We start from the raw sequence: 19,786 nt of genomic DNA, 5'->3' as shown, positions 1-19,786 counted from the left end.
ATGAAAAAGACATCCTTTTTGGAAACTTCCACATCCAAACGCTCACCGATGAAAGAGGCCCTGGCCTTGAGTGGTGGTGGCAAAAAACAAAGCCCGCTTCGCCGTGACCTGGCGTTGGCGCTGCCTTTGACTTCGTTGATCGATGCGTTTTCGATCATCGTGATCTATCTGCTGATTGGGACACAAAACAGCGGCATGGAAACCCAAGTTCCATCCCGCATCAGCCTTCCGATGGCCAATCACAGTCAGGGTGTCGAAAAAGTGGCTCCAATCCTGCGCATCGAAAAAGGCAATTACTTTTTGGATGACAAGCGTATCGCAGCCCGTGATCTGACGGACAAGCTGGCCGAAATCAAAAAGAACTCCGAAGAAAAAGACCTGGAGTTGATGATTCAGGCGGATACAGAAATGAGATACGCCGAGCTGGATCCTTTAATCAAAGCGGGTTCCTTGGCCGGTATCGAGAAACTTAAATTTGCAGTGGTGCCAGGAAAATGAAAAATCTAAGACGACTTACCATTCTCAGTGTTGTTTGCCTCGGAGTATTGAATGTTCGTCTTGCACATGCCGACAAGATGAACTCCGGAACTCAGGACTTGGTCATCCAGAAGATGGAACGAGTCCTTTCTGCCATTGGCAAGGAAGATCCTTCCTGGGTTCCGACACAGCAGCGTTTGGCCGATCTGTTGGCTGAACGTGCCCGTGACCGCTTCATGCTGGAAGTGGAAGCAAACTGCGACGGTTGCAAAGGCTCCAAAGCCGACCGTCAAAAAGCCATTGGAATTTACGAAGAATTACTTCGTCAGGTTCGCATCAATGAACATGGTCCGATCCTGTTCCAATTGGCCCACCTGTATGAAATGGCCGGCCAAAACGACAATGCCATTCGCCTGTTTGAACAAATCATCAAAGAAGCCAAAGCGAAGAAAATCAATCCTGCTATCGTATCCCGTTCTCACGCCGCTTTGGGCGATCTTCTTTTCCAAAAGAACAAATTCGTGGAGGCCCGCAAGAACTACGTAATCGCTCTTAAAGACGATAAATTGGAAAACCGCGCCTTGGTCACTTACAACATGGCTTGGTGTGATTTCAATGAAGAAAAGCTTTCTTCTGCCATTGGGATCATGGAAAACCTTCTGAAGAACAAGCACCTGATCACGCGTGATACGGAAGAGGGCTCTAAGTACGACCCTGTCTTCCATGCTGACATCATGAGAGACCTGGCGACGTTCTATTCCCGTAAAGCGATCACCGACAAGGAAATCGTTGAATTCGAGACGTTGGCTCCGACTCAAAACCGTAAAGAGCTGATGTTCCATTTCGCTTCTGAAGCGGATCGTTTGGGTCAAAAACAAGCGGCTCACAAAATTCTGAATCGCTATCTGGAACAACCGGATCTGACAAAAGAAGAACGTCTGGAAGCCTTTGTTCGTATGGCGCAAGTCAATTACGACCGCGGCCAAACAACTCAATCCACACAAGACTTCGCCAAGGCAGCGGCGGCTTTCAAAAATACCGGCTGTGAAGAATCCAAGTGCGAAGAGTTGCAAAAAACCATGAAGCGTTATGTAACAGAACTTCACCGCTCCAAGAAGTTGAAGCCGGATCAGGATCTGATGAACGCTTACTTGATCTACAATAAGACTTTCCCTTCTGATATCGAAATGGCCAACCGTGGTTCCCAGATCGCTATGGACATGGCGAAATATCCATTGGCAATCCAGATCTATCGCAGCATCAGTGAAAGCCGCTCTTTCTCTAAAAAAGAACGCGAAGCTGCTTTGGCAAACGAAGTGTCCGCTGCAGAAAAGTCCCAGGACTTGAAACTTCGTCGTGAGGCATATCTTCATTTCTTGAAATACACTGACGACGATGCGAAGGCCTTCGAAGTTCGCTATCAGTTGGCCTACCTGAGCTATCAGGAAAAGAATCTGAAAGAGGCCGCACTGGCGTTCAACGATCTGGCTTTGGACAAAAAGGGCAACGCAGATCTTCGTAAAAAAGCAGCGGATCTATCCTTGGATGCTGCGGCCCAGTTGAAAGATGAAGAAGTCTTACAGAAATGGGCCTGGGAATACTCTGAAAAGTTCCCTGCTCACAAAACAGAGTTTGCGGCCTTGGCTCGTAAAGCCCTGATGAATCAAGTGGCGGCCGTTGCCAATAATCCAAAGTCTTCATCTTCTGAGAATTCAAAACTTCTTAAGAAGGTTCTGACAACAGACGTGTCTGGCGCCAAAGCTGACGAGAAGATTTTGTTCTATAACAACATTGCTGTTTTGGCTAAAAAGACGGGTGAAGACTCCACTTATGTTCAGGCGATGCTGGCACAAATTGCAATGCCTGAAGTACCGGCTTCTCGCAAAGATGAATTGCGCGAGCAATTGGCCGCTCACTACGAAAAGCATTTGGATTTCAAAAATGCTTATCGTATGGCATCCCAGGTTCAAAACTCAAAAATGTCTGAAAAAGACCGCGAGTTCCGCCTGGGTACCTTGGCCGATCTGGCTGACATGAATCCGGAAAGACATTACAAAGCAGCTTTGAAAGCGGGCCTCAAAGGCGACCGCTCCTTGGTGATGAGATCTCGCCTGGTTCTGCTGTCTTCCAACCCAGTGAAAGAGCTCAAAGCTCAATCCAAAGAACTGAAGGCGAAACCGGATCTTCTGAATGAAACAGCTTTGCTGGTTTATGCCCGTACTATGGATAAAAACGGTTTGAAATCCGTGTTCGAGATGAAAGAGCTTCGTCGTAAATCGGCAGCTCAGTTCTTCCAAAAGCAGGATTTCTACAACAAAGTGGGTCAATTCCATCCAACGATTGCTCGTCATCAGTTGAATGCGAAAAACGATCGTACTGTGCAAAAATCCATTCAAGAGCGTATGGGCCTGACTGCGAAAGCGGATAAACTTTTGAGCGAATCTGTGGCGCTGAAAGATATCACAGCTCAATTGATCATGCTCAACATCGTGGCTTCTGAAAACGACCGACTGGTGCGTGATCTGGCGGCTTTGCCAATGCCAAAAGGCCTGAGCCCGGCAGAACAGAGACAATACGTGGAAATCCTGAAGGGTCGTTCCAAACCTTATCTGGTAAAAGCTAAAACAGCCCGCCAGAAAATGGATGAATTGTGGGCGACATCCCCTGCTTTGGCTCAACTTGCCAACGACTACAAGCAAGCTCGCCCCGAAGTTCAAAAGCTTCTGGTGCGCGAAATGCAAATTCTTGAAGAGCTTCCAGGCCGGGGCCGCATGAAAACGGCCGTTTCTGATGCCTTGGGCAGCTCATCTTTCACAAGCAAAGACCTGGTTTCCGCACGTAAATCCGTGTCTGAAAACCCGTCCAATGTTCGTGACCTTGAAAACCTGAAATACCTAGAGACAAAAATGGGCCACCCCCTGATGCCGTCTTACCTGGAAGCCCGTTTAAATCAAATTCAGAGAGGAAAAAGCCTATGAAACAGGTGATTTTTCTGGCCCCCCTTTTGCTATCTCTACTAGCGGTACCAGCTTCCGCGTCTCAAAAGGCGACAGGAGCGAATAAGGTGAAAAAAGAGCAAAGCCATAGGCCCAAACTCGGCACCTCGTTCAAATTTGATGGCAGTGCCCTCAGAGGTAAGTACCAAAGTTCGTTAAACACCAAAGCAACCGTCGAGAACGACAAACTTCTTGAGGATCTGCTGGGTGGTAGAAACCGGTTCGATGACAAAATCGACCAAGACGAGAAAAGAAACTAGGATTGAATATGAGTACTGCAAAGCTGTTAATTCTTGAAAATAGGCTAGGACAAAAAGTCCGCACCTTTGCTGTGGACTCTGAATCTCTCAATATCGTGTACTTGCAAGACAGTCGCCGTATTGAGGTGGTTTCCAATCTTCAAACTCTGGAATCCAACGAGATCGAATACAGTCTATTGCAGACAATCGATCTTTCCCAGATGAATGAACAAGGCGTTGCTTTGGAAGGCCTGGGGCATCTGCGTTTGGCAGCCAACGGTATGCCTGCAAACAGCCCTACTTATCAGCTTTCTGAAGATCAAGATGACGAACAATTGAAGATGGTCCTGAAAAAGACCACTTTGGCTCACATCGCGGCGGTTCTGAGCCTGATGATGGGCACTTGGATCTGGGCTTCTTACTTCTCTAAAAAAGAAGAGCCCACTTTGGTGACGATTGTTCTGCCTAAAGAAGAGCCAGCTCAGAAGGTTCAGGAACCTCGCGCTCACGTGAAGGTTTCTCAGACTAAAATCAAACAAACCAATAAAGTCTATAGACCTAAAGCTCAAGCCAAGTTGAAAACAAAACCTTACAAGGTGAATACTGCCAAAGCCAAAGACGTCAACCGTATGGGTGCATTGGCGGCTTTGGGTGGCACTCCAAAAGGTACTCGTGGTTATGAGGGTCTGGACAACAACTCCATGAAAGCCATCCGTTCTGCCGGCGTTGGCAGCGGTGGTGGCGGTGTCGGTTCCGCAGGTCGCGGTGGCATTAAAGGCTACCTTCCTGGAAACGGTCTGATCGCGGGTTCTGCTGGTGAAGGCAGTGGTCGTGCTCAAAGCGCTGGCGGTTACGGCACCAAAGGTGTTGGTGGCGGTCGTGCGGGTTATGGCAAGATCTCTTTGGTCGGCGGCACTTCTGCTGTCAGCTTGCCGCTAGATGAAGAAGCCACTGTTGAAGGCGGTTTGGACCGTGACCAAATCATCGCGGTTATCAATAAAAACAAAGGTCAGATCATTTACTGTTATGAAAAAGGTCTTCAGGCCCAACCATCCATCGGTGGTCGCGTGGCGGTGGACTTTGTGATCGGTCCGGCGGGAAGAATCACCATGGCAAAAGTGGCTCAGTCTTCCCTGGGGTCTCGCATGGTTGAAAACTGCATGTTGCAGAGAATGAAATCATGGCAGTTCCCGCGTCCTGTTGGAAATGTAAATGTTGACGTTCTTTACCCATTTGAACTTATGCGCGTGAGCAGCCGCTAAGCGAGGTAGAATATGAACTTTCTTAAAACAACTCTTTTAGCTCTCCCTGTCACTCTGGTCCTATCCGGCTGTGGTGACTGGAAGAAAAATCCGGTTCCAGAAAGCAAAAATGCCACGACTGGTGAGTCCTTTGATCTGGACACTTTGAGAAAGCACTCTAAAGACGTAATCACTCACGGTCCGGACAAACCACGCGAAATCACCAACACTGTTGTGGTTGAAAAACCAAAAGTGGTGGTTAAAGAAGAATCCACAGTTGACGAAAAATTCATCGTCATCACTCCGGATGCTCAAATGACTTTCAATGAAGGTCAGGAGTCCTCTTTCAAAGTTTACGCTCGTGTCCTTGTTCCGGGCGTTCAAATCAAGCTGACAGCGCAAGGTCTGCCTGAAGGTGCGACACTTGAAGCTTCCGAAAAGGAAAAAGACCTTTATATCCTGAAATACAATCCGGCTCTTTACACTGTGGCTTCCACAGCGAACATGAAAGCCGTCAATGTTAAGTTCATCGCAGAGGTTGTTTCTGCGACCAGCCAGAATGCAGATAAACTTAAAGGCTTGGTGCGTGAAAAAGAAACGACTTTGTTCGTGTTCAAAAACCAGGAAGCTCCTGCTGAATTGAAAGTGGAAGGTCTGGGCGCTGAAGTGATGCAAGGTCTTGAGACTGTTTTCACCGTCACAGTGAAGGTGCCAGGCATCGATGGCCGCAGCCAACAGAAACCACGCCTTGTGGTCAGTTATGACGGTGTTAGCTACACAGCCGGTAATGACTTCCTGGAGCTGGATGGTTCCCGTCACGTTATTGCTGATTCAAAACAAAAAGATCCTGAATACCTTGGGGACTCTCGCTGGAAGTTCAAGTTGGTCTTCGACACAAAGAAGATCACTGTCCAACCGCAACTGGCGAAAGATGGGACATTCATGGTGAATGCTAATGGGGTGCGTGTTCGCCTTAGCTTTAAAGTTTATGGTCCAAATGGACTGTCAACTCCAGAATCCCTGACTCAGTTAAAGATCCGCTTTGCACCTGAGCAGGCTTCCCAAGGAGCCCAATAATGAAAACACTTAAGCTTCTTTCCCTTTCTGTTATCGCTGCAGCCTTTATGGCAACACCTGCGATGGCAGCTGGCAAAGCTTCTGCAAAAAAAGCCACATTGGCTGACGACATTGATTCTTTGGGTGGAAACCAGGAATTGATGGAGATGGCTCAGAACATCAAATCTCAAACGCGCACACGCATTGTTCAGGACCGAATCGTTGAAAGACGCAACCGCATTGAGTTCGGTCTTTCTTACGGCAGCACTTTCGGTGGTGACTCTTACGTAAAAACGCAAGCTCTGGGTGTGGCAGCGGACTATCACATCACTCCCCGTTGGTCTTTGGGTCTTCGTTACTATGATTTCGGTAACAACCTGACTGATGAAGGCAAACGTATCTTTGACCAAGCTCAGAAGAACTACGAAGCCGGTGGCCGTGCATATGCAGTTGATATCGACTATCCGGAAAACGCAGCCATCGCCGTTGTGAACTGGTATCCAATCTACGGTAAAACCAGCTTCCTGGATATGGGTGTAACTCAGTTTGATCTTTACCTTCTTGCTGGTGGCGGTCAGATGACTCTTTCCAGCGGCACAACCAGCCTGATGACGGCGGGTGCTGGTGTGGGTGCGTGGATCACAAAAAATATCTCTGCCCGTGCCGAGATGAGATACCAAACTTATAAAGATCAACCCGTAACAGGCTCCAGAACATTGGATACTGTGGTTGGCTCTCTGGGAATTGGATTCATTTTATGATCTCCCGCAACTTGTTCCTTAAGAACATTTTGATTGCGTCTTTGCTGGGGACAGCGTCTGTCGCTGGCGCTGCAGAGAGCCTTGTTCTCAAGGACTGGAGCCAGTCTTTTGAAAAGGCGCTTTCTGCAAAAGACAACGCAGCAACGTTGAAGCTTTTGGACTTCAAAGCTCTTGAAAAAGAAGCGTTGCCAAAGTGTGTTGACTGCACTGGTAAAGACTCCATGAAGAAAGCCCGCCTGGCTTTCTCTAAAGGTCAATTTGACGAATCCCTGAAGCTTTACAATCAAATCCCTAAAGGCAGCGACTATTGGTTTGAAGCTATTGAGGAAAAAGGCTGGGCTTATTTCCGTAAAAATGACGCCGAAAAAGCACTGGCACAAACGAAAACTCTGATCAGCCCGCAGTTTGGCGAAGTCGTGAACTCGGAAGCTTACTTCCTGCGCTCTCTGACCCAGCTTAAAATCTGTGATTACAAAGGTGTCTTTGAAACTCACGAAGCTTTTAAAGAAAGACAAAAGAACCGCGTTCTGGAAGTTCAAAAGCTGGCAGAAACCGGTATGAACGAATCCTTTGCCAAAGTTCTTTCTAGAACTGTGAACTTCCCACTTAAGGCTTCTGACGTGGCTGAATCTCTTCTGACTTTGCCGGTTCTTTACTATAAAGATCTGGATCTTCAGAAAGAAATGTTGCGTTTCAAAGTTTCTGAAAAGGCTTTGGCGATCCTAAAAGACCGCAATACTCAGCCAACGTTGCAATCCCAGGTTTCCAAAATTCAGCAGGAAAGCTTCGCGAAACTTAAAAATCGCATGAAGCAACTGGCGAAAGACGAATCCGAAGCCAACTTCCGCATCGTTCAGAAGTTGAATCTGATTGAAGTGGAAGCGATCCATAGAATTCATACCGACATGAAATTGGCCCAAGAGCTTTACTCTAAAGGCGACTTCAACAAGACCGGTGAAGATCAGTTGGTCTTCATGGATGATGGTCGTCCTTGGATTGATGAGCTTGATAAGTACGACGTGGCGGCCAAAACCTGCCCTCAGAACATCAGGAGGAAAATGTGAAACAACTCATTGCCCTTTGCATTTATGCTTCTGCTTTGATGCTGGTTGCAGCCTGCAGCCCGGAATCCAGCGGTATTATGGCCCAACAACCGGAAGTCGCTCCGGCTCCTGTGGAAATCCCGCAGTATGAACACGTAGAAGAACAAAAGTTCACGTGGATCACCGAAGACGGCGGTCAGAGTCAGTTGGATTTCAACCCGCAGGTGGACATTCTGTTCGTGACTGACAACTCTGAAAGTATGAAGTCCGCCCAGGAAAACCTTTTGCGCAACCTGGATCGTTTCACCACGGGCATCAACAAGAACGCCATGATCGATTATCACATTGGCGTAATCACGACTTGGGACAGCACCGAACGTTTTGTCAAAGCCAATAAAGATTCCTTCCAAATGGGTGAACTGCGCTACATCAAGGATTCCAAAGGTCAGTCCTACAACAAGCGTTATGTAACAAAGAAGGAAAAAAGCATTCTGGCTTCCTCTTTGAACGTTGGAGTGGCTCCTTATGAGCAAGGTGGTCCTGAACATGAAGAGTTCTTTGCCCCACTGACTGCGGCTTTGGAGAAATCCGGTCGTGGTGATGTGAACGAAGGCTTCTTCCGACCAAATGCTCAATTGGTTGTGGTCTTCCTGACGGACGCTGATGAGATCAAAAACTCCCGCATCAGCACAGAACAAATGGCCCGCACACTTTTGGATTTCAAAGGTGGCAAGGCCAACAAGCTTTCAGTTTACGGCGTGCTTGTAAAAGCCTCCGATTCTGACGAACACAAAGACTGGGCTTTGCGCATTCACTCGAAATACAATCCTCAGTGCTTTGACATGACTCAGAAGACACCGAAAAATAACGGCACTTGCACAGGCTTCGGTCCGGAAAAACTGGAAGAACTGATTGTTCTGGCCAACGAAGAAAAAGGCTCCAAAGAAAGCATTAAGTCCAAGTATATTGTGGGCATTGTGAACAAAAATTTTGGTGATGACCTGGCTCGTATCGGCTCTGATATCACTAAAAAAACTTTGGCGAAAGAAATCTTCCTAAGCCAACGTCCTCGTGTTGATAACGGTGTTTTACAGGTCCGCGTTCGTTACGGTACACCTGCAGAACTCAATGCCGGTCGTGGTCAAATCATCCCGAATAAAGTTGCGGGCGGTTGGGCTTATGATCCGGAAAACAACTCTGTGCGCCTGGGTGGCGACATCGAGTACAAGTACCAGGAAAACGCCCGCTTCGCGGTGGATTTGATTCCTCTTACTCTTGCGCAGTAATTCTATTGATCAGATCCGCCACCTCGGCGGACTCGTTGATCATTCTTTGGCTGATCGCCACGTTTTTTCCGAAATAACCAAAAGCTCTGATCTGCTGGGTGTTCCAGACCTCAGGGCTTGTGTTGCTTAGATTGTATTTCGCGTTCGCGTAGATTTCACCAGCCCAAAGCTGATCGACCTTCAATTCCGGCCGTTTATTCAAAACCCATTGAATCGCTGGCTGAGCCACATGACAACTGACACAGTCCATGTTTTCTGGTGTGAAGTTCTTGGGATTTTCCACGCGGAAAGCGGCGCGCGCTTCTTTGCGAATCAGCTCTTCCGTCCCCGGCTCATCCAATCGAATGGATTCGCCTGCCAAATTATTGAAAGTGTCAGGACCTTTGGGTGATGGAGCAATCCCCCCGCCGGCAAAGTGATCCCGAGGTACTGCCAGATTAATAAAAGACTGCGCCATGCGGTCCCCCAAGCGAGGCACACGCAACATCTGCAACTTTCCACTTTCTGTCGGCTCAAAGCCCGCAAAAGCCCACATGTCGGCATTCCCACGCAAAACCATTGCCGTTACACGAGTGAAGTTCCCCGCACCCGCATACTTCAAAATGATCTTATTGAATTCAGTCAAAGCCGGAGCTGCATCCCCTTGTTCCTTCCAAGCCGGATGAACCTGCAATGGCAAGTAGGCCGTGTTCACAGCGTACTTCTTTTTCCAGGCTGCCAGTTCCTTTAAAAGGTTGGCAAATTCCCAATCCTGTAAAACATAGAAGCTATGCAAGGCTGCATCCACGGACTCGACCTCATCACGACGGGACAGCTCCACCGGCTGCCACACCAACCGGATCTGACGCTGACAAGATTGCGGAGTTGGAAGCGGGAAGCACGGATCAATGCGAACACCGATGACTCGCAAAGTGTTGTTGATCTCCTCCCGGTTGTGATCAATGGCCAATACGGGAATCTGGTTTACAAAAGAAAGAGGCAACAAAGCTCCACCGCGGGCGGGGCTTTCCAGCTTCAGCAGCGAATCTTCGCCAGCTTTGTTGGGCAAAGGCATCAGATAGGAAACGTCATTTAAATCCCAGGCTGCTTGAGCCTGAAGAGCCATACTGCAAAGAAGAGCCGCAATGAATTTCATAGACTTTGTAGGTGCCTTGCGGAAAGGCTCATTTCAACAATATTCGCATTACTCTGAGCGGCATTTGTCTAAATGAAAGTCCGATGAAAAACTGGGAACAGAAAATAAAAAAAGGCGGCCCCTTTTTCAAGGAGCCGCCTTCGTGTTTAACTTATTAGCCCAAGAGCTTCAAAGCCAATTGTTGTGACTGGTTCGCCTGACCCAGGACTGACACGCCCGCCTGCAACAAGATGTTATTTCTTGTCATCTCAGAAGTCTCTGCCGCCACGTCAGTGTCTCTGATTCGAGAATTCGCTGCTGACAAGTTTTCATCAGCGATCAACAAGTTGTTGGATGTTGATTGCAGACGATTTTGTAGCGCACCGAAGTTCGCGCGAATCGCATTCACCGATGTCAGGGCCTGATCGATGGTATCCAAGCTCAGTTGAGCGCCTTCCTTTGTAGACACGTTTTCTGCCGTCAATCCCAGGGCATCAACCGTGGCGTTGGCCGCACCTGCATTAAAGCTGATACGGTCGCGGAAAGGGTCGTTGTTTACGCCGACCTGAATATCAATCATCCCACCAGTACCGTTGAGAAGCTCGTAACCGTTGAAAACCGTGGATTCAGTAATACGCTGAATCTCGGATTTTAACTGTTGATACTCAACGTCCAAAAACTTTCTTTCAGTTTCACCAATAGTGTCAGAGGAAGCCTGTACACCCAACTCTCTCAAACGAATGAGCATGTTGGAGACTTCATTCAAGCTGCCCTCAGCGACCTGCACAAGAGAAATACCATCGTTGGCATTTCGGTTGGCCTGTCTAATACCTCGAATTTGTCCTTTGAGGTTTTCGCTGATCGCAAGACCTGCGGCGTCGTCAGCAGCTTGATTGATCCTCATTCCAGAAGCCAATCTTGCCATTGATCTATTCGCGTTGATCTGTGTCATGTACAGATTCTTTTGCGCATTCAACGCTGCCACATTGGTACCGATTCTTAATCCCATTCTATCCTCCGTGCATAGTTCTTCCTCCGTGAAAATGTGCCATCCATTGGCAAAAGGCGCGATCCGTGCACCTGTAAAATTAATATTCGGAACTTGCGATACAGTTCCCTGCTTACTTTTCGGAAATAAATTACAACTGCTCGAGTCCAGTTTTTGTCTTTTCTTTTTTATTTTTTACTGAGGGAAAAATTTTTGAAAATTCGGTCGCTGCGAAGAAAAAATGCAGCATGCAAAATCGGCGGATAAAGTCACTCGAACGAGAGCTTTATCAAAAGGCATTTGTTCACACATCATGAAACCGGACGCAGAATCCTGTTTCACAAATCCATCCCCGCCAGCCAAAGTTTGACTGAAAAAATGAGGCCGCCGTGAAAGACGGCCTCGTCGCAGGAAACAGATCAAATTGTCAGCTCATTTTACAGAGCTCGGGTCGTTACACTTGAGGGTGATCTTGATCAGTCAAGATCGGGAACCTAGGTCATTCCAAGTTTTATCCTTGGAATGACTTGTTCAAGAGTCCAAGTGCTACGTTAGCTTGTTGGTTCGCTTGTGCTAGTACGGAAGTACCGGCTTGCAACAAGATGTTGTTTCTAGTCATTTCAGACGTCTCTTCAGCTACATCCACATCTCTGATACGAGAGTTAGCGGCTGACATGTTCTCTACAGACACTTGAATGTTTGAAACTGTAGATTGAAGACGATTCTGGATCGCACCGAAGTCTGCGCGCATGGCGGAGACACTCACGATCGCCTGATCGATTGCTGACAAGGCATTCTGTGCAGAAGCTTTATCAGAAACAGAGGTCAGGTTCACACCCAAAGCTGCAGAGTTTGCATCGGCTTTAGAAGCATCGAAAGAGATACGGTCGATTTCAGGATTATTTCTAGTACCAACTTGGAAATCCAAGATGGAACCTACACCCGCTAGCAACTGAGTTCCGTTGAACTCTGTGCCTTCGGAGATACGGTCGATCTCTGAAACCAGCTGATCATATTCCACGTTCAGGAACTGTCTTTCTACAGGACCGATAGTATCGGAAGCTGCTTGTACAGACAATTCTCTGAGACGGATCAAGATCGAAGAGATCTCGTTCATGGAACCCTCGGCCACTTGAACCAGAGAGATACCGTCTTGAGCGTTTCGGGATGCTTGTTTTAGACCGCGAACCTGAGCTTTTAAGTTCTCAGAGATCGCGAGGCCGGCAGCATCATCACCAGCGCGGTTGATACGGAATCCTGAAGCGAGCTTTTCCATGCTCTTATCAAGACCGATCTTCGTTCCCCAGAGAACTCTCTGAGCATTCAACGAAGCACTGTTCGTATTAATTCTGAGACCCATGTTTCCTCCTCCTTGAAGATTTGCTGAGTTTCTATCCTTGAAACTCAGTGCACTTTCTTAGTGCCCTTGGGCGGTTCATTTGCTTACCTTACTCATCGGAGCCCCCAGAAATTCCTAAAGTGATACGTCTCATTTTTTTACATTTCTGGCCCTAGGACCTGTATCAGGCCGTCAGAGCCCTCATTCGAGCAATAACCCTAAATATCTATTTTCAGTGAAGTTTTTTCATTTCCCCGCGTCGCACCCGGCGCAATAAAAACCCTGTATCTAGCCCTTGGTCCTGTATCAAATACGCATATATAGGCCTCGGGGCACGAGTCCTTTATCTTTAAATGAAGCTGTTTGACATAGCCAGAGAAGACCCGCTAATTGAGTCTCATAGAAGTGCTGCCCCAGAGGAGAAAAGATGGAAATTCGCGATCCCGTTCATGGCTCTATATATTACTCTGAACCTGAAGTGGCCGTGCTGGATACCGCTGAATACCAACGTCTTCGTGCGATCAAGCAGCTTGGCTATGCGGAATTCAGTTTCCCGGGTGCGACACACAACCGCTATATTCACTCTGTCGGCGTGGGCCATCTTGCTGGTGAAACCTTCGATGCGATTTTCCGGGTTTATCCTTTTTCAAAACCTTCCGTGAAAACCCGTTTCCGTCAGGTGCTGCGCCTGGGGGCTTTGTTGCACGACGTGGGACACGGCCCTTTGAGCCACACCACGGAACAAGTCATGCCACATCTTTCTGAGTTGAAGATTCAGCTTTATAAAGAGCAAGAACAGTACGGCGAAGAAGCTCACACGGTGATGAATCACAACCGTCGCGCCAATCACGAAGACTATACGATTAAATACGTCACTGATTCCGCAATCTCTGAAACCCTGCGCACCCAGTTCCCTGACATTCAGCCGATCCACGTGGCCTGCCTGATCGACAAGGCCCTGCACTGCCCGGATGATTTCTTCATCGATAATGGCGTTGATTTCCGTCCGATTCTTAGTCAGTTGGTTTCTAGCGAGCTGGATGTGGACCGCATGGACTATCTGGAGCGCGACAGCTATTTCTGCGGCACGAACTACGGAAAAATTGACCTGTCCTGGTTGATCCAGAACATGACCTTCCACCGTCGCGAAAACAAAATGTATCTGGGCCTGAACCGCCGCGCCCTTTATTCTTTCGACGACTTCTTAATTTCCCGTCACCACATGCACTTGATGGTTTACTGTCACCACAAGAGCATCATCTATGAGGAAATGCTGAACCGCTATCTGACTTCCCCGGATTGCACGTTCGTTTTGCCAGGAGATATCAACGAGTACACCAAGTACAATGACTATCGCCTGCATGAACATTTGTCCGGCGCCAATAACCCTTGGGCACAACGAATCGCCCAAAGAAAACCGTTCAAGGTTCTGATCGAGCAGCACAACACCTCTGAATCGGAAAGCCCGGAAGCTATCAAAAAAGCTCTGGAAGCTGACGGTATTGAAGTCATCCGCACCAGCTCCAAAGCACGTCTTTCCAAATACCACACGGCCTCCCCGGAAGAACGTGCTTTGCAAATTTATGTTGTGGATCAATACGATCGCTGGGCCCAACCGTCCCCGATCAATCAGACGACTGAGATCTTCCAACGCTACGAAGGCGCTCGTATCATCGACCGTATCTATGTAGCACCGGAAAATCTAAGACAAGCGGAATTGATTCTGAAAGGTCTGAAACTCTAGGCGGACCAGAGCCGCCTAACTTCGGAAAGAAAAGAACATTTTCAAAAGAACAATCGTGATAAAGGCCAGACCCAACAACTTGGGGAAGGCCTTTTTCCATTTTGAAGGAAATTGACGAATCACCTTCAGCACTTCAAAAGGTCCCACTTCTTGAACTGGAATATGCTTTAACCCTTCCGGCACATCCCCCAGATACACCAGATAGTTCACATCCTGACGACGGCAATGATAAAGATAAGCCGGACCGCGCTTATAAATCGCCAGCACCTCGGAAATATCCAGTTCCAAAGGGGCCTTGTTCCAGCAGTCCTTCAGCGTGTAGTGCGGAATAAAATCCCACCACTGAAACATCACCGCTACCGGACGAATCGTAAGCTTACCTTGTTGCATGTCCCACCTAACTTAAAGAAATAACCTGGCCATTCACTGCCGCACCAAATCGACTTACCAGATAAGTCACAGTATTGGTGATCTTATCCGGCTCGGTGATACGCAGATGCGGCTCTTTCACCTTCAAAGCTTCAATCGCCTCTTTGATGGACTTGGCTTCCGGGTGCTGGGCCAGAATATACTCTTCGGTCAGACCCAATTTCAAGACATTCACGGTGATATTATGCTCTGCCACTTGCTTCGCCAATGACTGCGCAAAAGGAACCAAAGCTCCGCGGGCACCGGCCTGGATCGGGTCGGGATAAACTTCATTTAGCAGATACAAAATGCTGCCACGCTTGCGATTTTTCAAAAAATTCAAAACGGCATGAGTCAGCATCACGGAAGATTTAAAATTCTGCTGAATTTCTTCGTCCAGATAGTCGATACTGTCGCCAATTTTATAGCGGTTCTGCATGTTATAGGTTTGTGCATCAATAAACAGATCCACACTGCCGAACGCCTGCGCCGCAGATCCGACCGCGTCTTTGATATCATCGGCGGTTTTCATGGCGGACTTCACTCCCAAAGCTCTGCCGTATCGGGGGTTGATTTCACGGGCGTCGTTAATTTGATTGCAAAATCGCTGGCTGGCGGAGTTGTCGAAATCCAGCAATACACAGTCCGAACCCATCTGAGTCAAACCTATCACCAGACTTTGCACAGTGGAACTGAAGGGGCCGACGATCAAAGTTGTACGTTCTCGAAGATTGAATTCCATGATGAGTCTTTCACAAAAGGCCGAATTAACAAAAACCCCGGAAACAAGGTGTTCCGGGGCTCACAAGACTTAGATTTTTTCGATGATAATCGCAATCCCTTGACCACCGCCGATACAGGCAGAGCCCAGAGCGTACTTCCCGTTGCGACGGTGAAGTTCATAAACCAGATGATTCATGATGCGAGTTCCAGACGCGCCCAAGGGGTGACCGACAGCAATCGCGCCGCCATTCACGTTAGTTTTCGTCGGATCCAGCTTCAATTCTTTTTCCACTGCCAGATACTGAGCCGCAAACGCCTCATTCACTTCCACCAGATCCATCTGTTCCAGTTTCAAATTGGCTTTTTCAAGAGCCTTGCGAGCCGCGCCCGCAGGGCCAATTCCCATGATCGTTGGATCACATCCTACGGAAGCATAACTGATGATGCGAGCCATCGGCTTCAAACCCAGCTCTTTGGCCTTGGATTCACTCATCAACAACGAGCACGCAGCTCCGTCAACAATTCCAGAGGCTGCCGCTGCCGTTACGATGCCGTCTTTTTTAAAGACCGGTTTCAATGTCGCCAGCTTTTCCAAAGTGGAGTCTGGCTTTGGATGTTCGTCTTTATCAACAACCACAGTTCCTTTGCGGCCTTCGACTGTAACCGGGCAGATTTCCTGCTTCATGAAACCTTTTTCAACAGCAGCATGGAAGCGTTGTTGTGATTGAATAGAGTACTTGTCTGATTCTTCGCGAGAAATTCCATACTTAACAGCCAGATTTTCAGCCGTGATGGCCATTGGCATTTTCGCATAGGCATCCGTCAACGCCGAGGTCATCAGGTCTTCCAGTTCGAAGTTCCCCATACGCATTCCATCAAAGCGAACTTTGCGGGCCACATAAGGAATCTGCGACATTTGCTCCACCCCACCGGCCAGAACGACAGACGCTTCCCCACACTGGATCATTTGCACGGCATTAATCCAAGACTGGAAACCACTGCCGCACAGTCGATTGACAGCAAAAGCTCCAACCGCGACCGGCACACCAGTTTTCAAACCAATATGACGAGGTAAGTAAGCAGCATCAGCGCCTGACTGAACAACGTTTCCGAAAATGACGTGATCCACTTTTTCAGGTGAAAGACTGGCTTGTTCCAGGGTTGCTTTGGCGGCAGCCACACCCAGATCCGTTGCTGAAACATCCTTTAGAGATCCGCCAAAGGCTCCAAAGGGAGTTCTTTTCCCAGAGATAAATACGATATTTTCCATGAGTTAAGGGTAGGACGCTTACCAGGACCAGGCAAGGCCTATCATCGACAAGCCCTGTTCTTTATTGGCTTTATGACTGACGATAAGATCTTTATTATCCAAGACTTTGTCTTTGAACTGAATATCCGTTTCGGAGGCCTTCGCATCATAGTTGATCGCAGCCTTCAACCAGCCGGAATATTCCATCTTTGCAAGTGCCTGGAACGCTTCCACGCGGAAAGAGAACTTATGAACGATTCCATGCGGAGTGCTCGCCGGAACCACAACATCTGTTTTTAGCTTTTCCTGAGTTTCTTCCACAGCACGGCCCAGCGCACTGTTTTTCATGAATTCCGAATTAAACCACAAGTTAAAACCACGGTCGGCAATACGACTCATGACAGATCCTGTGCTTTCATTTTTCTTGATGTCCAATGGGATGATTTTGGCCACGTCTTCTTTCGTGATCTTCGGAGTGACTTTGTCCTCTGGAATCACCAGCGGCTTGGTGGTACGCAAGTCCACCTTGGCCCAGCAGGCTCCAGAGAAGGTCATCATAAAGAGAAGGCAGGAAACCAAAAGTCTCATACTTACCTCTTATACAAAGAGCGTTCCACGCAAAGTGGCCCCAGTCCCTTTAAAGTGGAGATAATAAGCAAATAACAGCGAAATCCCCGGAAAAACGTCAAGAGCCGTCCAGTGGCACTTCACTTGGCAATATATTGTCACCTCCACCATGGACTTGTTTCAAAGTGGAGCAACTTGCGCATTGAAATTGCATCGTTGGCACCTGAACTCGTGTGCATGCTTAAGATGTTAAGAAGGAACTATGTGATTCTAAGTATTTAGATGAGCTAAGGTCTGCAGAATGTCTCAGAATGGCGCGCGAAAAAAGTAAAAGTGGCAAAAAGTTAAACATTGGAGACTTTATGAAACTCAAGAACGTTCAAAGAAGCGCACTGGCATTAGCGCTGACGGCGAGCTTCGTTGTCCCCCCTCAACAGGTGTGGGCCAATTCAAGCGGAAATACTTCGATCTTCTCGTTGAATTTATTCGGCGATGACGATGATACCGGGGTTACACCAACCTCCCCAACGATTCCGAAGACAAATACCGGTTCTTCCGCAGGGTCTTCCACAAGTGCTCCAAGTCGTCCTAACAATAACTCCTCCAGCACTCCACGGGTGACTTCCACCAGCAGTGGTGCAGGGAAAATGAATGCAGCCAAAGTTCCTGATGCCTACAGTTGTCCTTTGTTTGACAACCGCCCTCATGCCGAATTGATCTCTGCGATTGATTCTTTGAATAAAGAGGTTCAGACGTCTCCGGAATGTACGGGCAGTCCGTCTGCGAAGTCGATCGAAGACAACGGGAACGCGATCAAACAAAGCATCGCTTCTTTGCAACAAATCATGCAAGCGCAAGATCCTGCACAGGTGAATGTAAACAGCGTTGAGCAGACCATGACAGCTGCCCTGACTGCCGTTGGCAATCTGGGTGACATCGTCAACAACAACAACTTCCTGAACTCCAAGTGTGGTCGTCAGACGATGTCCACGGGTAAAGTTCTGTTGGCCCTGAATGATGTGATCAATGGTATGGCTCCGTATGCTTTGTTCGCCGTTTCCATGAATGCCGCTTTGGCTCCAGCATTGCCGTTCGTTATCGGTGGTGTGGTTGCAACCAGCGGTATTTCTGCCATCGCAAAAATGATCGATCAAAACACTTTGGATATGAGCAAAGCTGAACACCGCAAGGCGGTTCTTCAGAACACTTGCCAATTCACGAAAGTGGCGAAGAAAGTTCGCTTCATGCAGTTGGCGCAAAGTGGAAAGATCGAGAAGATCACTCAAGAGCTTGAAAAAAGCGTTGATCTTTACAATGCGAAGTTCTCTAAACCTTCAGCGGAGCTTACGAATCTGCTGAACTATAAAGATTCTTCTGAAAAATACTATACAGCCGTAAACACTCAGTTGGCGAATGACCGTGCTGATGTTGAAACTGTGGAAGCACAACTTAAAGCCAACAACGATGACCTGATGGTTTGTACCTTGGCGAATGAGCTTGTGAACTGGGCTTCTGATGGCAAGACCTTCCCGGCTTCTGCCTTCGTGAATCTGGATAAAGCCACTGTACAGAGCGATCGCACTCAAAAACTTCAGGCGCTGACATTAAAAACAGTTCACGCGAACTCAATGAAGCGTGTCTCTGAATACGCAGTGAAAGCTGTTGAAGACGAAAGTGCTCTGAAACTTTGCGCCCAAAATGGCCGTTCCTGGATTCAGGCTATGCGCCAGGCTGTCAACGCAACTTCAGGTGTTGTGAACCAAAACAAAATGGAGCTTGAAAGCTACCTGTCCAAGAGCGCTGACTACCGTCAATGGAAAGCTCAGTACGCTTTGATTGAAACAGAAAAACTGACAATCAAACGTGTTGAAAAAGCCATGCAGGAATTGGCTCAAGACAACTCTATCATTGACCGTTCCGAGTTGGCTCAACGTATGGTGAACTTGAAAGCCGGCCTGTTCGGTTCCCGCAGCTCTTGGAGCTTCGGTAAACCACCGGTTCTTGCCTGGATCAACCACACGAAGACCATGCATGACCAGTCTGTTGCGGCCTTCACAACAAACATGAGAGCTTTGCGCCAAGGTTCTTACAGCATGACTGATTCCGGCCAAGGTAAAGGCATGAGAATCGTTATGGGCACTATCTACGAAGACCCTGTAATGCAAAAGAAGAGCTTGGAAATCAGCAAGGCGATGAGCAACTTCAACCTGAAACAGCTTCCAGTGGGTTCTCGTGAGAACGAATTGGTATGTCAACAGCTTGAATCTGCTTGGTTGGATTGGTCTGCATCCATCGATCATATCGGCGCTATCCAGTTCTTCTGCGACATGATTGATCCGGTTTTGGATGTTAAGATGGATTCTTCCGTTGTCACTGCTTGCCGTGGTAACAAACAATTGGGTGGCCAAGGTTACCTGAAGTCTGTTGTCGATCAAGCCAGAACAACTTTGGCATCCAAAGGCTTCCAGGCCGATGCGAACCTGATCAGCAAAAAGCTTAAAGAATTGCAGTGTCCAATGCCTGCAGTTTCTGTGATGAATCAGTAATAAAGTCCC

General features: G+C 48.0%; 17 protein-coding genes. 10 read left to right on the top strand and 7 right to left on the bottom strand.

The genetic code is table 11. The features are described from left to right. Genes ACES2G_RS01870 through ACES2G_RS01835 form a run of 8 tightly spaced genes read left to right on the top strand, consistent with a single transcriptional unit; the run spans position 1 to position 9,099 of the window. Complete coding sequence (locus ACES2G_RS01870) at positions 1 to 498, top strand: ExbD/TolR family protein (protein WP_374001153.1); 498 nt, start codon at positions 1 to 3, stop codon at positions 496 to 498. After that, positions 495 to 3,455, top strand: coding sequence for a hypothetical protein (locus ACES2G_RS01865; protein ID WP_374001152.1), 2,961 nt, complete (start codon positions 495 to 497; stop codon positions 3,453 to 3,455). Before ACES2G_RS01870 ends, ACES2G_RS01865 begins: the two co-directional genes overlap by 4 nt. Beyond that, positions 3,452 to 3,733, top strand: coding sequence for a hypothetical protein (locus ACES2G_RS01860; protein WP_262554450.1), 282 nt, complete (start codon positions 3,452 to 3,454; stop codon positions 3,731 to 3,733). The genes ACES2G_RS01865 and ACES2G_RS01860 overlap by 4 nt, the downstream gene beginning before the upstream one ends. An 8-nt stretch (positions 3,734 to 3,741) precedes the next feature. Further along, the gene (locus ACES2G_RS01855) at positions 3,742 to 4,974 is read left to right on the top strand and encodes a TonB family protein (protein WP_374001151.1); all 1,233 of its coding nucleotides are present in this window, start codon (positions 3,742 to 3,744) and stop codon (positions 4,972 to 4,974) included. 12 nt (positions 4,975 to 4,986) lie between these two features. Next, positions 4,987 to 6,030 carry a hypothetical protein gene (locus tag ACES2G_RS01850; RefSeq protein ID WP_347359188.1) on the top strand — a complete coding sequence of 348 codons (1,044 nt, stop codon included), beginning with the start codon at positions 4,987 to 4,989 and terminating at the stop codon, positions 6,028 to 6,030. Continuing rightward, positions 6,030 to 6,770, top strand: a complete 741-nt coding sequence (locus ACES2G_RS01845; protein ID WP_347359189.1) for an outer membrane beta-barrel domain-containing protein — start codon at positions 6,030 to 6,032, stop codon at positions 6,768 to 6,770. Before ACES2G_RS01850 ends, ACES2G_RS01845 begins: the two co-directional genes overlap by 1 nt. Then, a complete protein-coding gene (locus tag ACES2G_RS01840) occupies positions 6,767 to 7,834 on the top strand; it encodes a hypothetical protein (protein WP_374001149.1) in 1,068 nt (355 codons plus the stop codon). The genes ACES2G_RS01845 and ACES2G_RS01840 overlap by 4 nt, the downstream gene beginning before the upstream one ends. Then, a complete protein-coding gene (locus tag ACES2G_RS01835) occupies positions 7,831 to 9,099 on the top strand; it encodes a hypothetical protein (protein ID WP_347359191.1) in 1,269 nt (422 codons plus the stop codon). Before ACES2G_RS01840 ends, ACES2G_RS01835 begins: the two co-directional genes overlap by 4 nt. Here ACES2G_RS01835 and ACES2G_RS01830 read toward each other — a convergent pair. The 3 genes from ACES2G_RS01830 to ACES2G_RS01820 form a co-directional block, all read right to left on the bottom strand. Beyond that, positions 9,083 to 10,234: a hypothetical protein gene (locus ACES2G_RS01830; RefSeq protein WP_347359192.1), complete on the bottom strand. Its 1,152-nt coding sequence runs from the start codon at positions 10,232 to 10,234 to the stop codon at positions 9,083 to 9,085. The genes ACES2G_RS01835 and ACES2G_RS01830 overlap by 17 nt on opposite strands. Before the next feature lie 154 nt (positions 10,235 to 10,388). Then, complete coding sequence (locus tag ACES2G_RS01825) at positions 10,389 to 11,222, bottom strand: flagellin (RefSeq protein ID WP_374001148.1); 834 nt, start codon at positions 11,220 to 11,222, stop codon at positions 10,389 to 10,391. A 490-nt stretch (positions 11,223 to 11,712) separates the two neighbouring features. Beyond that, on the bottom strand, positions 11,713 to 12,561 hold the full coding sequence (locus tag ACES2G_RS01820) for a flagellin (protein WP_374001147.1): 849 nt from the start codon (positions 12,559 to 12,561) through the stop codon (positions 11,713 to 11,715). Positions 12,562 to 12,967: 406 nt separating this feature from the next. Here ACES2G_RS01820 and ACES2G_RS01815 point away from each other — a divergent pair, with 406 nt between their 5' ends. Continuing rightward, a complete protein-coding gene (locus ACES2G_RS01815; RefSeq protein WP_347359195.1) occupies positions 12,968 to 14,284 on the top strand; it encodes an HD domain-containing protein in 1,317 nt (438 codons plus the stop codon). A 15-nt stretch (positions 14,285 to 14,299) separates the two neighbouring features. On the opposite strand, the gene ACES2G_RS01810 is transcribed toward ACES2G_RS01815, so the two are convergent. From ACES2G_RS01810 to ACES2G_RS01795, 4 genes are all read right to left on the bottom strand, one after another. Further along, positions 14,300 to 14,674 (bottom strand): hypothetical protein, encoded by a 375-nt coding sequence (locus ACES2G_RS01810; protein ID WP_347359196.1) that lies wholly within the window; start codon positions 14,672 to 14,674, stop codon positions 14,300 to 14,302. 7 nt (positions 14,675 to 14,681) lie between these two features. Continuing rightward, positions 14,682 to 15,434 (bottom strand): SDR family oxidoreductase, encoded by a 753-nt coding sequence (locus tag ACES2G_RS01805; protein WP_347359197.1) that lies wholly within the window; start codon positions 15,432 to 15,434, stop codon positions 14,682 to 14,684. Between the two features lie 69 nt (positions 15,435 to 15,503). Then, positions 15,504 to 16,685 (bottom strand): acetyl-CoA C-acetyltransferase, encoded by a 1,182-nt coding sequence (locus tag ACES2G_RS01800; RefSeq protein ID WP_374001145.1) that lies wholly within the window; start codon positions 16,683 to 16,685, stop codon positions 15,504 to 15,506. Positions 16,686 to 16,703: 18 nt separating this feature from the next. Then, complete coding sequence (locus tag ACES2G_RS01795; protein ID WP_374001144.1) at positions 16,704 to 17,252, bottom strand: hypothetical protein; 549 nt, start codon at positions 17,250 to 17,252, stop codon at positions 16,704 to 16,706. A gap of 341 nt (positions 17,253 to 17,593) precedes the next feature. Between ACES2G_RS01795 and ACES2G_RS01790 the strand changes: the two genes are divergently transcribed. Next, positions 17,594 to 19,777 (top strand): hypothetical protein, encoded by a 2,184-nt coding sequence (locus ACES2G_RS01790; protein WP_347358793.1) that lies wholly within the window; start codon positions 17,594 to 17,596, stop codon positions 19,775 to 19,777. Positions 19,778 to 19,786 lie beyond the last annotated feature (9 nt).

Source organism: Bdellovibrio bacteriovorus (assembly GCF_041888015.1).
Taxonomy (GTDB): domain Bacteria; phylum Bdellovibrionota; class Bdellovibrionia; order Bdellovibrionales; family Bdellovibrionaceae; genus Bdellovibrio.
Note: the sequence above shows the minus strand (reverse complement) of the source record. Positions and strands in the feature narration are given on the sequence as shown.

What these genes read in the sequence shown, in the direction of transcription:
- ACES2G_RS01800 (WP_374001145.1), bottom strand. Translation starts at nt 16,685, where the DNA reads ATGGAAAATATCGTATTTATCTCTGGGAAAAGAACTCCCTTTGGAGCC.
- ACES2G_RS01845 (WP_347359189.1), top strand. Translation starts at nt 6,030, where the DNA reads ATGAAAACACTTAAGCTTCTTTCCCTTTCTGTTATCGCTGCAGCCTTT.
- ACES2G_RS01815 (WP_347359195.1), top strand. Translation starts at nt 12,968, where the DNA reads ATGGAAATTCGCGATCCCGTTCATGGCTCTATATATTACTCTGAACCT.
- ACES2G_RS01810 (WP_347359196.1), bottom strand. Translation starts at nt 14,674, where the DNA reads ATGCAACAAGGTAAGCTTACGATTCGTCCGGTAGCGGTGATGTTTCAG.
- ACES2G_RS01820 (WP_374001147.1), bottom strand. Translation starts at nt 12,561, where the DNA reads ATGGGTCTCAGAATTAATACGAACAGTGCTTCGTTGAATGCTCAGAGA.
- ACES2G_RS01865 (WP_374001152.1), top strand. Translation starts at nt 495, where the DNA reads ATGAAAAATCTAAGACGACTTACCATTCTCAGTGTTGTTTGCCTCGGA.
- ACES2G_RS01855 (WP_374001151.1), top strand. Translation starts at nt 3,742, where the DNA reads ATGAGTACTGCAAAGCTGTTAATTCTTGAAAATAGGCTAGGACAAAAA.
- ACES2G_RS01840 (WP_374001149.1), top strand. Translation starts at nt 6,767, where the DNA reads ATGATCTCCCGCAACTTGTTCCTTAAGAACATTTTGATTGCGTCTTTG.
- ACES2G_RS01825 (WP_374001148.1), bottom strand. Translation starts at nt 11,222, where the DNA reads ATGGGATTAAGAATCGGTACCAATGTGGCAGCGTTGAATGCGCAAAAG.
- ACES2G_RS01850 (WP_347359188.1), top strand. Translation starts at nt 4,987, where the DNA reads ATGAACTTTCTTAAAACAACTCTTTTAGCTCTCCCTGTCACTCTGGTC.
- ACES2G_RS01790 (WP_347358793.1), top strand. Translation starts at nt 17,594, where the DNA reads ATGAAACTCAAGAACGTTCAAAGAAGCGCACTGGCATTAGCGCTGACG.
- ACES2G_RS01830 (WP_347359192.1), bottom strand. Translation starts at nt 10,234, where the DNA reads ATGAAATTCATTGCGGCTCTTCTTTGCAGTATGGCTCTTCAGGCTCAA.
- ACES2G_RS01805 (WP_347359197.1), bottom strand. Translation starts at nt 15,434, where the DNA reads ATGGAATTCAATCTTCGAGAACGTACAACTTTGATCGTCGGCCCCTTC.
- ACES2G_RS01870 (WP_374001153.1), top strand. Translation starts at nt 1, where the DNA reads ATGAAAAAGACATCCTTTTTGGAAACTTCCACATCCAAACGCTCACCG.
- ACES2G_RS01795 (WP_374001144.1), bottom strand. Translation starts at nt 17,252, where the DNA reads ATGAGACTTTTGGTTTCCTGCCTTCTCTTTATGATGACCTTCTCTGGA.
- ACES2G_RS01860 (WP_262554450.1), top strand. Translation starts at nt 3,452, where the DNA reads ATGAAACAGGTGATTTTTCTGGCCCCCCTTTTGCTATCTCTACTAGCG.